We start from the raw sequence: 14192 nt of genomic DNA, 5'->3' as shown, positions 1-14192 counted from the left end.
CGTTTGCCGTATCGTGCCGGCATCAACAGGAGAACAAGACATGGAACCCACACGTGACGTCTACGGCCAGCCGATCGGCGTGCCCGTACCCGGCTGGCACGGCGCGCAGCCGCCGGGCCGCGAACCGCTGAGCGGCCGTTATTGCCGCCTCGAACCCGTCGACGTCGAGCGCCACGCGGCCGACCTCTTCGACGCGTACCGCTCGGCCACCGACGGCCGCGACTGGACCTATCTCGCGGTCGGCCCGTTCGAGAGCCTCGCGGCCTATCGCGAGCATTTGGCGCGGATGGCAGCATCGAAAGATCCGCTGCACTACGCGGTGATCGACCTGGCGACCGGCAAGCCGGTCGGCACGCTCGCGCTGATGCGAATCGATCCCGCCAATGGCGTGATCGAAGTCGGCCACGTTGTGTATTCGCCGCGGCTCAAGCGCACGCGCGTCGCGACCGATGTGATGTTCGTGCTGCTCGGCGAAGTGTTCGACAAGCTCGGTTACCGGCGTTTCGAATGGAAATGCGATTCGCTGAACGAGCCGTCGCGCAAGGCCGCACTGCGCTATGGATTCACGTTCGAGGGGATCTTCCGGCAGGCGATCGTCTACCGCGAGCGCAATCGCGACACGGCGTGGTTTTCGATCATCGACAGCGAGTGGCCAGCGTTGCGCTCGTCCTATCAACGCTGGCTCGACGCGAACAATTTCGATGCGCAAGGCCAGCAGGCCGAGCGGCTCGCCGATCTGATCGCGCAGCGGCGAGCGGCCGACGAGGCCCGCTAAAACCAGACGATCGAATCAGCGCGCCGCCGGGGAAATCGCGCCGCCGCGATCCGCGGATTCATCGGCGAACCGGGCGGCGTCCCTCCTACGTGATCTCGTATCCGCCTTCGTCGGCCGGCGAAGACGAGGCCAAGCGCGGTTCGCGCCGTGCATGGTAAATTCCAGCGACAGCAAGACAACTCCAGGAACGTTCGGGTGACCTGAACCTCTTCGTCCGGTCCACCCGCCACTGGCGAGACAAGGTAGATCGATGATCGACGTGAGTCAGCGTATTGTCTGGCGACGCATCTACGTTGCGCTGTGCGGCTGCGCGGCGCTGGCCGGCTGCATGGTCGGCCCCGACTACCACTCGCCACCCGCGCCGGCCACCAACACCTTCACCGCCACGCCGCTGCCCGACCAGACCGCCTCCGCGCCGGGCCCCGCCGGCTTGCCGCAGCGTTTCGCGCCGGCCCAGGACATTCCCGCCGCATGGTGGACGCTGTTTCATTGCGAGCCGCTCGACGCGCTGATCCGCGAGGCCATCGCCAACAGCCCGAACATGGCCGCGGCGCAGGCCGCTTTGCGCCAAGCCCGTGAGAATTTCTACGCGCAGGCCGGCGGCACCTTGCTGCCGAGCGTCGACGCGCAACTTGGCGCCACACGGGAAAAGGTCAACGGCATCGCGTTCGGCGAGCCCGGCCTCGTCGAGGAATTCAATCTCTACAACGCATCGGTCAACGTCTCATACAAGCTGGACGTGTTCGGCGGCGCGCGGCGCGAACTCGAAGCGCTGCATGCGCAGATCGACTATCAGCGCTTCCAGTTGCAGGCTGCCTACCTCGCGATATCGGCCAACCTCGTCACGGCGGCCGTCAAGGAAGCGTCGGTGCGCGCGCAAATCGATGCGACCGAGCGGATCGCCACCGAGGAACAGCAGCAGCTCGACGTGCTGAATCAGCAGCTCGCACTCGGCGGCGCGAGCCGCGTGGCCGTGCTGGCGCAGGAAACGCTGCTCGCGCAGACCCGCGCGACGCTGCCGCCCCTCTATCAGCAACTCGATCAGGCGCGCCATCAGCTCGCAGTACTCGCCGGCAAACTGCCAAGCGATACCTCGGTGCCCGACTTCACGCTCGACATGTTCTCGCTGCCCGACACGCTGCCCGTGAGCCTGCCGTCGTCGCTGGTGCGCCAGCGCCCCGACATCCTCGCCGCCGACGCCACGCTGCATCAGGCGAGCGCGCAGATCGGCGTAGCGACCGCGGCGATGTATCCGCAGATCACGCTGTCCGCGAGCTACGGCGCCGAGGCGTTGACGCCGGCCCAGGTCCTCAGGGCCGGCAGCACGATCTGGAGCATCGGCGCGGGCTTGCTGCAGCCGGTCTTTCACGGTGGCCAGCTGAGCGCGCAGAAGCGCGCTGCGCAAGCCGCCTACGAGCAGGCCGGCGCGCAATACCGCGAGACGGTGCTGCTCGCGTTCCAGAACGTCGCCGACGCGCTGCGCGCGCTCGAACACGACGCGACCGGCCTGCGGGCGCAGACCGACGCGTCGCGCGCCGCGAGCGATTCGCTCGAACTGACGCGCGGGCAGTATCGCGTCGGCGGCGTGAGCTACCTCGCGCTGCTCGTCGCGCAACGCCAGTATCAGCAAACGGTCGTGAGTCTCGCGCAGGCGCAGGCAGCGCGTTACGCCGATACCGCGGCGCTGTTCCAGGCGCTCGGCGGCGGCTGGTGGAATGCGGCCGCGCCGGATTCGTCGCCGTCATCGGCAGCAACAGCAACCGCCGCAACGCCGCACTGAGCGCGCTGACGCAACCCCAGCCCGCGCCCCAAGCCGAGCAAGGACATCACGATGGCCGAAAGAAAACCGATGACGAAGCGGATGGTGATCATGTTGATCTGCGTCGGCTTGCTGCTCGCCGCGCTGGTCGGCTTCAACCTGTTCCGCGCGCACATGTTCGCGAAGTTCATGGCAGCCAACACCGCGCCGCCCGCCACGGTATCGGCGGTGGTGGTCCACTATCAGTCGTGGCAGCCGCAGCTCGCGGCGGTCGGCAGCCTGCGCGCGGTGCGCGGCGTCGACGTGACGACCGAAGTTGCCGGTCTGGTGCGCGAGGTTGCGTTCGTGTCGGGACAGGAAGCGAAAGCCGGACAGATCCTCGTGCGACTCAACGCCGACAGCGACGTCGCGCTGCTGCGGTCGTTGCAGGCCGCGGCCGAACTCGCGCAGACCGTGTACGAGCGCGACCGCGCACAGTACGACATCAAGGCGATCGCGAAGGCGCAGCTCGACGCCGACGCGGCCGACCTGAAGGCCAAGAAGGCGCAAGTCGCGCAACAGCAGGCGCTGGTCGACAAGAAGACGATTCGCGCGCCGTTCGCGGGCCGCCTCGGCATCACGACGATCAATCCGGGGCAATACCTGAATCCCGGCGATGCGATCGTCACGCTGCAAGCCATCGATCCGATCTACGCCGACTTCTCCGTGCCGCAACAACAGCTCGGCCAACTCGCGATCGGCGCGACCGTCAGCGTCGATACCAACGCGTACAGCGGGCAAACCTTCACCGGCAAGATCCAGTCGGTGAGCCCGAAAGTCGATAGCGCGACCCGCAACGTAGAAATCGAAGCGAACGTCGACAACCGCGAGCGCAAGCTGCTGCCCGGTATGTACGCGAACGTGAAGATCGACTCGGGGGCCCAACAGCGCTACCTGACCCTGCCGCAAACGGCGATCACCTACAACCCCTACGGCGCGACCGTGTTCGTCGTGAAGCCCGGCACGCAGCCCAACGCGCAGGGCAAGACGCTGCCCGTCGCGCAGCAGGTGTTCGTGACACCGGGGCCGACGCGCGGCGACCAGGTGGCGATTCTCAAGGGCATCGACGACGGCACCCAGGTCGTGACGAGCGGCCAGATCAAGCTCAAGAACGGCACGCCGTTGATCATCGACAACAAGGTTCAGCCGTCGGACAGTCCGAATCCGACGCCACAGGAACAATAAGCGAGGCCGCCCGATCATGTTCACGGACATCTTCATCCGCCGGCCGGTCCTCGCTTCGGTCGTGAGCCTGCTGATCCTCGTGCTCGGGCTGCGTGCACTCGCGGTGCTGAAGGTCAGCCAGTATCCGCAGACCGAGAACGCGGTCGTCACGATCACGACGGCCTACTATGGCGCGAACTCGGACACCATCGCCGGCTTCATCACGCAGCCGCTCGAAGCGGCGATCGCGCAGGCGCAGGGCATCGACTACATGTCGTCGACGAGCATCACGGGCGTGTCGACGATCACCGCGACGCTGCGCCTGAACTACGACGCGAACCGCGCGCTGACCGAAATCAACACGCAGATCGGCTCGGTGCGCAACCAGTTGCCGCCGCAGGCGCAGCAGCCGGTGCTCACGGTGCAGACGGGACAGACCACCGACGCGATGTACATGGGCTTCTACAGCAGCGTGCTGCCGAGCAACAACGTCACGGACTACCTGTTGCGCGTGGTCAAGCCGAAGCTCGACTCGATCGAGGGCGTGCAGACCGCCGAGGTGCTCGGCGGCCGGCAGTTCGCGATGCGCGCGTGGCTGGATTCGGCGCGGCTTGCCGCGCACGGCGTAAGCGCGAGCGATGTGTACACCGCGCTCGGCAACAACAACTATCTCGCGACGCTCGGCTCGACGAAGGGGCAGATGGTCAGCGTCGACCTGCAAGCAGGCACGGACCTGCATACCGTCGACGATTTCAAACAGCTCGTCGTCAAGCAGAAGAACGGCTCGATCGTGCGTCTCGAGGATGTCGCGAACGTGGTGCTCGGCGCCGACAGCTACGACTTCAACGTCGCGTTCAGCGGCAAGCGGTCGGTGTTCATCGGCATCAAGGTCGCGCCGGACGCGAACATTCTCGACGTGGCCAAGCGCGTAAAAGTCGTGTTTCCCGAATTGCAGAGGCAGTTTCCGACCGGCATGACGGGCGACATCGTTTATGACGCGACCGACTTCGTCAACACCGCGATCGCGGAAGTGATCAAGACGCTGGTCGAAGCGCTCGCGATCGTGACGGTCGTGATCTTCCTGTTTCTCGGCAGCTTCCGCGCGGTGATCGTGCCGCTGATCGCGATGCCGCTGTCGCTGATCGGCACGTTCTTCGTGATGCAGGTGCTCGGCTATTCGATCAATCTGCTGACGCTGCTCGCGCTCGTGCTCGCGATCGGGCTCGTCGTGGACGACGCGATCATCGTGGTCGAGAACGTCGATCGGCACATGAAGCACGAAGGCAAGGCGCCGTTCGACGCCGCGCTGATCGCCGCGCGTGAACTCGGCGGCCCGATCCTCGCGATGACCGTCGTGCTGATCGCCGTGTATGCGCCGATCGGCTTCCAGGGCGGGCTGACGGGCGCGCTCTTCACCGAGTTCGCGTTCACGCTCGCGGGCGCGGTGACGGTATCGGGCGTGATCGCACTCACGTTGTCGCCGATGATGTGCTCGCGCTTTTTCCGCGCCGAGCAGGAGTCGGGGCGCTTCGCGCGTTTCGTCGATCGACAGTTCGAGCGCGTGCATCGCGGCTACGGCCGGCTGTTGCATGCGACGCTCGATACCTGGCCCGTGTTCGTGATCATGGGCGTGCTGTTGCTGTGCGGCACCGTGTACCTGTTCATGACCTCGAAGTCGGAACTCGCGCCGCAGGAAGACCAGGGCGTCGTGCTTTCGCAGGTCGTCGGGCCGCCGAACGCGACGATCGAGCAAATGCAGACCTACGCGGACCAGGTGTTCGATGCCTCGAAGACGCTGCCCGAATACTCGCAGATGTTCCAGCTCACGGGCTCGCCGAGCGTCAATCGGGGCATCGGCGGCGTGCTGTTCAAGACGTGGGATCAGCGCGACAGGAACGCGACCGTATTGCAGCAGGAGTTGCAGCAGAAGTGGAATCAGATCGCGGGCGCGCGCGTCGCGGCGTTCCAGTTTCCGCCGCTGCCGGGCTCGCAGGGCTTGCCGGTACAGTTCGTGATCAGCACGACCGAGCCGTTCGAAAACCTCGACGGGGTGTCGCAGGCGGTGCTCGAAAAAGCGCGCGAAAGCGGCATGTTCTTCTTCGTCGATACCGACCTGAAAATCGACAAGCCGGAAGCGACGCTCGTCGTCGATCGCGACAAGGTGGCCTCGCTCGGGCTGTCGCAGAGCGACGTCGGACAGGCGCTCGGGTCGGCGCTGGGCGGCGGCTACGTCAACTACTTCTCGATTGCGGGACGCTCGTACAAGGTGATCCCGCAGGTGTTGCAGATCGACCGGCTCAATCCGTCGCAGGTGCTCGACTACTATCTGCGCACGCCGGACGGCAGTGTGATTCCGGCGTCGACGGTCGCGCATCTGCAACACCGCGTGGCGCCCGAATCGATCAACCACTTCCAGCAGTTGAATTCGGCGACGATCTCCGGCGTGACGGTGCCGGGCGTGTCGCAGGGCCAGGTGCTCGATTTTCTGCGCAAGGCGACCGCGCAGGTCGCGCCGGCCGGCTATTCGGCCGATTACTCGGGCGCGTCGCGTCAGTTCGTGCAGGAGTCGGGCGGCTTCGTCATCACACTGCTGCTCGCGACGATCATCGTGTTCCTCGCGCTCGCGGCGCAATTCGAGAGCTTCCGCGATCCGATCGTGATCCTGATCTCGGTGCCGATGGCGTTGTTCGGCGCGCTGATCTTCATCAACCTCGGCCTGACGACGCTCAACATCTACACCCAGGTCGGCCTGGTCACGCTGATGGGTCTCGTCAGCAAGCACGGCATCCTGATCGTCCAGTTCGCCAACGAATTGCAGCGCGCGGGCCGCGCCAAGCGCGAAGCGGTCGAGGAAGCGGCGGGCGTGCGGCTGCGCCCGATCCTGATGACGACCGCGGCGATGGTGCTCGGCGTGGTGCCGCTCGTGATCGCCTCGGGCGCGGGCGCGGCGGGCCGCAACGCGATGGGGCTCGTGATCTTCACGGGGATGTCGATCGGCACGCTGTTCACGTTGTTCGTCGTGCCGGCGATGTACATGTTTCTGGCCGCCGATCATCAGCGGCATGCCCGGTCGCCAAAGGCCGGCGAGGCGGGTCAGGCGGGTTAAGGCCCGCGGCTTCGCACTGATGTCTTAGCGCGCGTCACTTAGACTACGGTGGATTCGCCGCACAACGCGGCGCAAGACCAACCGGAGCCCCGCACGATGAAAGCGATCCAGTTCAAATCCTTTGGCAGCCCCGAAGTGCTCGAATACGTCGATCTGCCGACGCCTCGAGCCGATGCGGACCACGCGGTCGTGCGGGTCATGGCGGCCTCGGTCAACCCGAGCGACGTGAAGAACGTGTCCGGCCATTTCGAACACACGGTGCTGCCGCGCACGCCGGGGCGCGACTTCAGCGGCGTGGTGGTGGACGGGCCGGCCGCATGGCTCGACGCCGAGGTGTGGGGCACCGGCGGCGACATCGGCTTCACGCGCGACGGCACGCACGCCGAATACCTCAGCATTCCGCTCGCGGCGCTGGCGCGCAAGCCGGTCGCGCTGAACCACGCCGAGGCCGCGGCGATCGGCGTGAACTTCGTGGTTGCGTGGCTCGGCACCGTCGAATACGCCAGCTTGCAGGCCGGCGAAACCATTGCCGTGCTTGGCGCGGGCGGCGGTGTCGGCGGCGCGGTCGTGCAGATCGCGAAAGCACGCGGCGCGCGCGTGATCGCCGTCGACCGCCGGCCGCTCGATCCGGCCACGCCCGCGGGGCGCCTGATCGACGCCTACGTGCCGTTCGACGAGCACGCGGCCGAACGGGTGCGCGAACTGACCGGCGGCGCGGGTGCCGAAGTCGTCTATGACACGGTCGGCGGCGTCGCGTTCGAGACCGCGCTGGGTCTTGCCAGGCGGCGCGGCCGCGTGCTCGAAATCAGCGGGACCGGCAAGCGCCGCGTCGAGTTCGATCTGATCGATTTCTATCACAACGAGACACAATTGCTCGGCGTCGACAGCGCGAAGCTCAGCGTCGCGGCATCGGCGCCTCTGATGACGGCGCTCGTCGAGGGCTTCGATAACGGCAAGCTGAGCGGCCCGGCGATCGCGCAGGAATTTCCGCTCGCCCGCGCGCGTGAGGCCTACGACGCCGTCGCCGGCGGCACGCGCGGGCGCGTCGTGATTCGCATGCAATAACCGCCCCTCTATGCGCTGTCTTGAAGCGGAGCCCTCGCCGCCCGCGACACGCTAAGATTGAGGCCGCCCGGCGCCCGCACCGCCCGGCGATGACGACAAAAGCATTGCCCCGGAGAATTCGATGTCTGAAGAATATGAAGTACACGGCCCGCACGACCATGCTGTCCAACACGCCGGCCACGCCGCGCATCACGACGCCGATCCGTTCGCGAGCCGCATGGCCGTGATGACCGCGATCCTGGCGACGATCGGCGCGCTCTGCGCATACCAGAGCGGCAACGCCGAAAACCTTGCGCTGTTCTTCAAGAACGAAGCCGCGATCAAGAAGACCGAGGCGTCGAACCAGTGGAACTACTATCAGGCGAAGGGCGAGAAGGAAAACCTCGCCGAACTCGGCGCGGCGCTGGCGGCGCCCAATAGCGACGCACACGCGAAATTCCTCGCCGACGTCGACAAATACAAGCAGCAGAAGGAGCCGATCCGCGCGAACGCCGAAGCGATCGAAAAACAGGTCGTCGCCGCCGACACGCGCAGCGAAGCGCTGCTGCACGGCCATCATCGCTGGGCCCAGGCAACGCTGCTGATTCAGGTCGCGATTGCGCTGTGCGCGATCACGCTGCTCACGCGCAAGAACTGGCTGCGCAATGTGGCGTACCTCGTCGCGGGGGCGGGCCTCGTGACCGCGGGCGCGGCGTTTTTCGGGCTATGAGCGCGGTGCTGACGTTACTTTTCATCCACAGTTTTTCAACCGGGAGGGTGTCGTGATCGATGGGTCCGCCGTGGTCGGCGTGTTTTCCGTGTATATCGCGGGCGTGATGAGCCCGGGTCCGAACTTCGTCGCGGTCGCGCACAAGGCCGCTTCGGCGACGCGCATCGAAGCGCTCGCGATGGTCGGCGGCATCGTCCTCGTCAATCTGTTCTGGGCGAGCTGCGCGATTCTCGGCGTCGGCATCGTGTTCGCCGCGTTCCCGTGGCTCGCGCTCGTGGTCAGGATCGCGGGTGCGTGTTATCTGCTGTGGTTCGGCGGGCGGCTGATCTTCAACGCGTCGGCGGCGCGCCAGGCGGTGCTCGTCAACGCACCGGCGGGCGGCTTTCGGCAGGCATTCGCGCAGGGCTTCGCGACCAACATCGCCAATCCGAAATCGATGGCGTTTTTTGCCGCGGTGTTCTCGTCGGCGGCGCCCGCGCATGTAAGCACCGGCACGTTCGCGGCGATGCTCGGCATGGTGTTCGTCGTCGCAAGCAGCTGGTATGGGTTCGTCGCGCTGGCGTTGTCGCATGCGCGGATCGCGTCGGCGTATCGGCGCGGCAAGATGTGGATCGATCGCGTGTGCGGTGGGTTGATCGTTGCGTTAGGGGTGCGGCAGCTGATTCGTTGAAGCGGCGTGATGCGCTCGCGAACAGCCTCAATCCGCAAGCCTGCGCGCACGCTCCAGCAACAACTCGCGCTCACGCGTGTTGCGCGTCATGGCCGCGGCGCGCTCGAACTCGGCGCGCGCTTCATCGACGCGTCCGAGCTTGACCAGCAGATCGCCGCGCACGCTCGGCAGCCAGTGATAATTCCTGAGCGCCGAATCGGCGGCGAGCGCATCGACAATCTCCAGTCCGGCCGCCGGTCCGAACGCCATCCCGACCGCGACCGCGCGGTTCAACTCGACCACCGGCGACGGCGCGACCTGCGCCAACGCGTCGTAAAGCGCGACGATCTGCGCCCAGTCGGTGTCCTCGGCGCGGCGTGCCCGCGCATGACAGGCGGCGAGCGCCGCCTGCAACGCATACGGCCCGCTCGCGCCCCCGAGCGCATGCGCGCTATTCAACGCAGCGAGACCGCGGCGAATCAGCAGCGGGTCCCAGCGGCTGCGATCCTGATCGAGCAGCAGCACCGGACGCCCCTGCGCATCGGTGCGCGCGTGGGTACGCGACGCCTGAATCTCCATCAGCGCGACGAGACCGTGGACCTCGCTCTCGCTGGACACGAGACCGCTCAACACGCGCCCGAGCCGCAGCGCTTCCTCGCATAACGCCGGACGCATCCAGTCGTCGCCGGCGGTCGCCGAATATCCTTCGTTGAAAATCAGGTAGATCACCTGCAGCACCGACGCGAGCCGCGCCGCGCGCGCGTCCGCCTGCGGCACCTCGAACGGCACGCGCGCCGCCGACAGCGTGCGCTTCGCGCGCACGATCCGCTGCGCGATGGTCGGCTCCGGCACAAGAAACGCGCGCGCGATTTCGTCCGTGCTGAGGCCGCCGAGCAGGCGCAGCGTCAGCGCGACGCGCGCGTCAGTGGACAGCACCGGATGACAAGCGGTGAAGATGAGCCGCAGCAGATCGTCGCCGATGTCATCGGCGCGCGCGGCATCGAGCGCATCGACGAAATCGGGCACCACGTGCGCTTCGATCGCGTCGAGATCGTGGCCGAGCTGCTCGCGCTTGCGCGCATGCAGCGCTTCCTGGCGCAGCCGGTCGAGCGCGCGGTTTTTCGCGGTCGTCATCAGCCAAGCCCCGGGGTTGTCGGGCACGCCCGCGTCCGGCCAATGCTCGAGCGCGGCCACCAGCGCGTCCTGCGCGAGTTCCTCGGCAAGCCCGACGTCACGCACGATCCGCGCGACATGAGCGATGACCTTCGCGGATTCGATCCGCCAGACAGCGTCGATCGCACGATGGGTGGCCTGTATCGTCACGGCGTTAGCCTTCGCCTGCGGCCGACGGTTGCGCGTTCAGGACCCTGTACGCGAGTTCGCGGATGTAGGCCATGAATCAGCGGCGATCTTCTTCGAGCTTGCGAAAACGCTCGACTTCCGGCCCCGGCTCGAAGTCGTCGATTTCGAACAGCTGCCGCACTTCGATTTCGCCATTGGCATGCTCACCGAACGGCGCCGGAAAACGCCGCGCCCACTCCATCGCCTCGTCGCGCGAGCGCACCTGGATCAGCGTGTAGCCGGCGATCAGCTCCTTGCATTCCGTGAACGGCCCATCGATGATCGTCCGCTTGCCGCCGCTATAGCGCACGCGCCAGCCTTTCGAGCTCGGCTGCAAGCCGGTCGCGTCGAGCAGCACGCCGGCCTTCGCGAGCTCTTCGTGGTACGCGCCCATCGCGGCGATCAGCGACGGTTCGGGCATCTCGCCGGCTTCGCTCGCGGCCGTGGCTTTGACGATGATCATGTATCGCATGTCGTTGCTCCTTGTTGTTAGTGGTTCGTGGTGAGTGGATTCGTGAGAATCGCGTGGCGGCGCGAAGCCAGCTCGCCCCTCACTCACACGACGCGCGATGCACGCCCGGATCGACATGCGCGGCAGCCCCGGCATCCCAGGGAAAACACCGAAGTGGCTGCGCGTGCGTGTAGCGCGTGGCTAGATGAAGCACGGCCCGAGCTTGCGCACCTCGACCGTGCACCACGCCGCCGCTGGGCAGGACTGCGCGATCGCCACCGCTTCTTCGCGGCTGTCGCAGTTCAACAGAAAGAAGCCGCCGATCATCTCCTTGACTTCGGCGAACGGGCCGTCGACGAGCTTCGACTGGCCATTGCGGACCTGCACGCGCACCGCGTCGCTCTGGGAGGTCAGCGACTCGACCGCGAGCAGCTTGCCGCGCGTTTTCAGGTCGTCGGCGAAACGCACCATCTGGTCGTAGAGATCGCGGCCCGCGGTTTCGCCGCGCTCCTCGCGTTGGTCGGTGGGTTCGAGGATCAGCAGCATGTAGGACATGGTCTCTCCGATAGGGCTCGGTTATGTGCGCGAGCCGGTGTGGCAACGACGACGGCCACGCCTCAGCTCGGCGCCGGGCGGGCAGCGAGCAGGCACGCGGGCGCAGCCAGTCTAGCAAGCGGGAATCGCAGCGGCAAACGCGCGCGGGCGCACCTCTACGGACACTCGTAACAGGCCGCGTCGTGCGAATCAGCCGGCCGTGCCGGATACGTCGATGCCGCCGTCAAGTGGTCAAACCGCCGCTTCGGCCAGCGCCCGCAGTTGCGCGGAGCGCATCAAACCTTCGATCATCTTCGCTTCCGCGCTCGCCAACTCGCTCAGCGACGCCGCCGACAATTGTTGGTCGAAAATGGCTAGCGCCGCGCACAGACAGGCGTAGTCGTCGTCTTCGAGCGACCAGCGGGCGGTCTCGCGCTCGCGCGCGTCGAGCCGCAGCATCGCCGCATGCGCGCTTGCGATGTCGACGCGCGAGTCCGCGCCCACTCCGGCATGCGCGAGTTCCTCCGACATCAGCAGGTGCCGGCTCAGCGTGGTGTGCAGAACTCGCGCGCCGCGGCCGCGGCGGAACGCATCGAGTGCGCCGTAGGCCTGCAACAGCATGGTCTGAGTGACCGGCGCGTGCGCGGTGCGGCTCAGGGTCAGGGAACGCAACAACGGGGACATGGCGGCGCGGCCGGGCTTGCGAACTCGCGATTTGCTGGACATGAATTCAATCTCCTTCTTGGCAGCGCGCCCGGACTCGGCACGCGACGACGGCGAACGCCGCGTTCGATGGTCCGACGCATTTCGCGCCCGACAGTTCACGCTATGCGACGCGCCGGTTTTTCGAACGTATCGAAGCATGCAATGTCCGCACATCGGTTCGAACTCGCCAGAAACAAGGAGCCGGCTTCGTACCGAACAAAAAAAAGCCCTGTTCCGCGAGGAACAGGGCTGACAGGATGGAACAATCGGGCAGGCGCGTGGATGCCTGCCGACCTATAACCACCTAACCTGCAAAGCTATTGCTTACGTGTACTGCTACGGCAATTCCTACCACTCGACAGCAACCTTCCAACCGTCGATTCAAACCATCACTTCAATTGCGACTGCATGTGGGCCGGTCCTCGTTATTTCCTGCATCTGGCCGCTACCCCTGTTGCTTCGCGCTCGTGCTCGATGCATGGCGCGCCTGTATTGCGTCTACTGCGAACTGCCAGCTACTCACTGCACTGCATATCAACGGTACGGTTCAAATCCGACACGAGGGGAATCGCATCGATGGAGTTCGGTGATTTGTCGCTCCATGTAAAAGAGTGTAGGCGCGCGCACGCGAATGCAATTGCGCGAAGCGAGGGGCTTTGGCGGGTTAATTTGGCGAATCGATGTAACAGCGGGATTTCGTCGGATAGACGAGCGATGACGCGCGCCGCACCCCGCAACTCAACCGCGCCGGGAGAAATCGTCGATTGTCAGCAAGACCTTTTCACCGGGACGCGCGAGCATTTTTCGCTCGGCGATCGCAGTAATACGTTTGCGCCCATCGGCGAAGGTCTTCAGAATGCGCGCTTCACCCGCACCGCGCTGCAGCCAGAAGTGCTGTTCGAGCGCCTCGCGCGTGACCGCGCATTCAAGGTCCCCTCCCCGCGACGAAAGCTGGAAAATCACCGCGCGTCCATCTGCCGAGACGCTGGGTACCGCCTCGATCATCGTCATAGCCCCACCTCGCAACGTTGATTACGACGTTCGCGGTACGACGCGAACGTCCCCGGAAAATCATCTGACGCGCGTTCAGCCTGGTCGTGTGGTTGATAGTGCGGATAGCGCGGGCGACGGATTGATGGCCGCGCCCTCGAAACGCGAGTCAACGTCAAGCAAAGCGCATGCCAAAGGCAGCACAGGTCGGCGCGAGCCGACATGCGGCCGCGCGAGCGCCGATTCGCCGCGTCGACCGTTCCCACTGCATCGCAAACTGCGAAGACTGCAACATCGCCGCGTGGTAAAAAAGCGCAGCCGGCGCGACAATCGACGACAATTCTTACCCGCGCTTTGCATGTTCACCGTGTGCCCGATCGCGCGCCACAACCTTGCCGACATGTCCGCCGATCTGCCTGCCCAACAATCCGCGCTGAGCTTGCGTCCCGCGCAAGCCGACGACGTAGCCTTCCTGCTCGAACTGCGCAAGACGACGATGACCGAACACCTGGCGCGCGCCGCCGAGCCGACCGATGACGCCACCCATCGCGCGCGCCTGCTGCACCGCTACGACGCGGCGCAGGTAATCTGCATCGATGGCGCGCCAGCGGGTCTGCTGAAGGCGCATCGCAACGAACACGAATGGTTGGTCGGCAGTTGCAGATCGCCCCCGCGCTACAGGGACGCGGCATCGGCGAGTGGGCGCTGCGCACGATCCTGCGCGCGGCCGCGGCCGAAGCACTGCCGGTCGGCTTGCAGGTGCTCAAGGGCAATCCCGCCAAACGGCTGTACGATCGTCTCGGCTTCCAGATCGTCGGCGAGGATCGAACACAGTTTCACATGCGCCTCGCCGCACGCGCGCTCGCGGAAAGCGAAGCAGAACGAATGGCGGATAAAGACTGACC

The 14192-nt window shown here is 65.9% G+C and carries 12 protein-coding genes and 1 pseudogene; 8 read left to right on the top strand and 5 right to left on the bottom strand.

Annotated elements, in window-relative coordinates; translation table 11 throughout:
• Nucleotides 1-40 precede the first annotated feature (40 nt).
• The 7 genes from BJG93_RS17325 to BJG93_RS17295 all read left to right on the top strand — a co-directional run bounded on the left by BJG93_RS17325 (nt 41) and on the right by BJG93_RS17295 (nt 9287).
• On the top strand, nt 41-775 hold the full coding sequence (locus tag BJG93_RS17325; protein WP_027195549.1) for a GNAT family N-acetyltransferase: 735 nt from the start codon (nt 41-43) through the stop codon (nt 773-775).
• Between the two features lie 250 nt (nt 776-1025).
• Nucleotides 1026-2555, top strand: a complete 1530-nt coding sequence (locus BJG93_RS17320) for an efflux transporter outer membrane subunit (protein WP_027195548.1) — start codon at nt 1026-1028, stop codon at nt 2553-2555.
• A gap of 51 nt (nt 2556-2606) precedes the next feature.
• Nucleotides 2607-3758, top strand: a complete 1152-nt coding sequence (locus tag BJG93_RS17315; protein ID WP_027195547.1) for an efflux RND transporter periplasmic adaptor subunit — start codon at nt 2607-2609, stop codon at nt 3756-3758.
• Between the two features lie 16 nt (nt 3759-3774).
• Nucleotides 3775-6843, top strand: coding sequence for an efflux RND transporter permease subunit (locus BJG93_RS17310; RefSeq protein WP_269217469.1), 3069 nt, complete (start codon nt 3775-3777; stop codon nt 6841-6843).
• 96 nt (nt 6844-6939) lie between these two features.
• Entirely contained in the window at nt 6940-7908 is a 969-nt protein-coding gene (locus tag BJG93_RS17305; RefSeq protein WP_027195545.1) for a quinone oxidoreductase family protein, read from the top strand.
• A 121-nt stretch (nt 7909-8029) separates the two neighbouring features.
• Nucleotides 8030-8617, top strand: a complete 588-nt coding sequence (locus BJG93_RS17300; protein ID WP_027195544.1) for a DUF4337 domain-containing protein — start codon at nt 8030-8032, stop codon at nt 8615-8617.
• A 52-nt stretch (nt 8618-8669) separates the two neighbouring features.
• Nucleotides 8670-9287 (top strand): LysE family translocator, encoded by a 618-nt coding sequence (locus BJG93_RS17295; protein WP_027195543.1) that lies wholly within the window; start codon nt 8670-8672, stop codon nt 9285-9287.
• A 27-nt stretch (nt 9288-9314) separates the two neighbouring features.
• Here BJG93_RS17295 and BJG93_RS17290 read toward each other — a convergent pair whose 3' ends face one another.
• The 5 genes from BJG93_RS17290 to BJG93_RS17270 form a co-directional block, all read right to left on the bottom strand.
• Nucleotides 9315-10589 (bottom strand): RNA polymerase sigma factor, encoded by a 1275-nt coding sequence (locus tag BJG93_RS17290; RefSeq protein WP_027195542.1) that lies wholly within the window; start codon nt 10587-10589, stop codon nt 9315-9317.
• 76 nt (nt 10590-10665) lie between these two features.
• Complete coding sequence (locus tag BJG93_RS17285) at nt 10666-11079, bottom strand: YciI family protein (RefSeq protein ID WP_027195541.1); 414 nt, start codon at nt 11077-11079, stop codon at nt 10666-10668.
• Between the two features lie 180 nt (nt 11080-11259).
• Complete coding sequence (locus tag BJG93_RS17280) at nt 11260-11613, bottom strand: YciI family protein (protein ID WP_027195540.1); 354 nt, start codon at nt 11611-11613, stop codon at nt 11260-11262.
• A 231-nt stretch (nt 11614-11844) separates the two neighbouring features.
• Nucleotides 11845-12318: a hypothetical protein gene (locus BJG93_RS17275; protein WP_027195539.1), complete on the bottom strand. Its 474-nt coding sequence runs from the start codon at nt 12316-12318 to the stop codon at nt 11845-11847.
• Between the two features lie 717 nt (nt 12319-13035).
• On the bottom strand, nt 13036-13308 hold the full coding sequence (locus BJG93_RS17270) for a DUF1488 family protein (protein ID WP_027195538.1): 273 nt from the start codon (nt 13306-13308) through the stop codon (nt 13036-13038).
• Nucleotides 13309-13687: 379 nt separating this feature from the next.
• Between BJG93_RS17270 and BJG93_RS17260 the strand changes: the two are divergent.
• Nucleotides 13688-14190, top strand: a pseudogene (locus BJG93_RS17260) (N-acetyltransferase family protein).
• Nucleotides 14191-14192 lie beyond the last annotated feature (2 nt).

Source organism: Paraburkholderia sprentiae WSM5005, from assembly GCF_001865575.2.
Classification (GTDB): Bacteria; Pseudomonadota; Gammaproteobacteria; order Burkholderiales; family Burkholderiaceae; genus Paraburkholderia; species Paraburkholderia sprentiae.
This window is presented reverse-complemented; position numbering and strand designations above follow the sequence as displayed.

Coding starts and splice junctions, on each gene's coding strand:
- BJG93_RS17325 (WP_027195549.1), top strand. CDS start 41: ATGGAACCCACACGTGACGTCTACGGCCAGCCGATCGGCGTGCCCGTA.
- BJG93_RS17320 (WP_027195548.1), top strand. CDS start 1,026: ATGATCGACGTGAGTCAGCGTATTGTCTGGCGACGCATCTACGTTGCG.
- BJG93_RS17315 (WP_027195547.1), top strand. CDS start 2,607: ATGGCCGAAAGAAAACCGATGACGAAGCGGATGGTGATCATGTTGATC.
- BJG93_RS17310 (WP_269217469.1), top strand. CDS start 3,775: ATGTTCACGGACATCTTCATCCGCCGGCCGGTCCTCGCTTCGGTCGTG.
- BJG93_RS17305 (WP_027195545.1), top strand. CDS start 6,940: ATGAAAGCGATCCAGTTCAAATCCTTTGGCAGCCCCGAAGTGCTCGAA.
- BJG93_RS17300 (WP_027195544.1), top strand. CDS start 8,030: ATGTCTGAAGAATATGAAGTACACGGCCCGCACGACCATGCTGTCCAA.
- BJG93_RS17285 (WP_027195541.1), bottom strand. CDS start 11,079: ATGCGATACATGATCATCGTCAAAGCCACGGCCGCGAGCGAAGCCGGC.
- BJG93_RS17280 (WP_027195540.1), bottom strand. CDS start 11,613: ATGTCCTACATGCTGCTGATCCTCGAACCCACCGACCAACGCGAGGAG.
- BJG93_RS17275 (WP_027195539.1), bottom strand. CDS start 12,318: ATGTCCAGCAAATCGCGAGTTCGCAAGCCCGGCCGCGCCGCCATGTCC.
- BJG93_RS17270 (WP_027195538.1), bottom strand. CDS start 13,308: ATGACGATGATCGAGGCGGTACCCAGCGTCTCGGCAGATGGACGCGCG.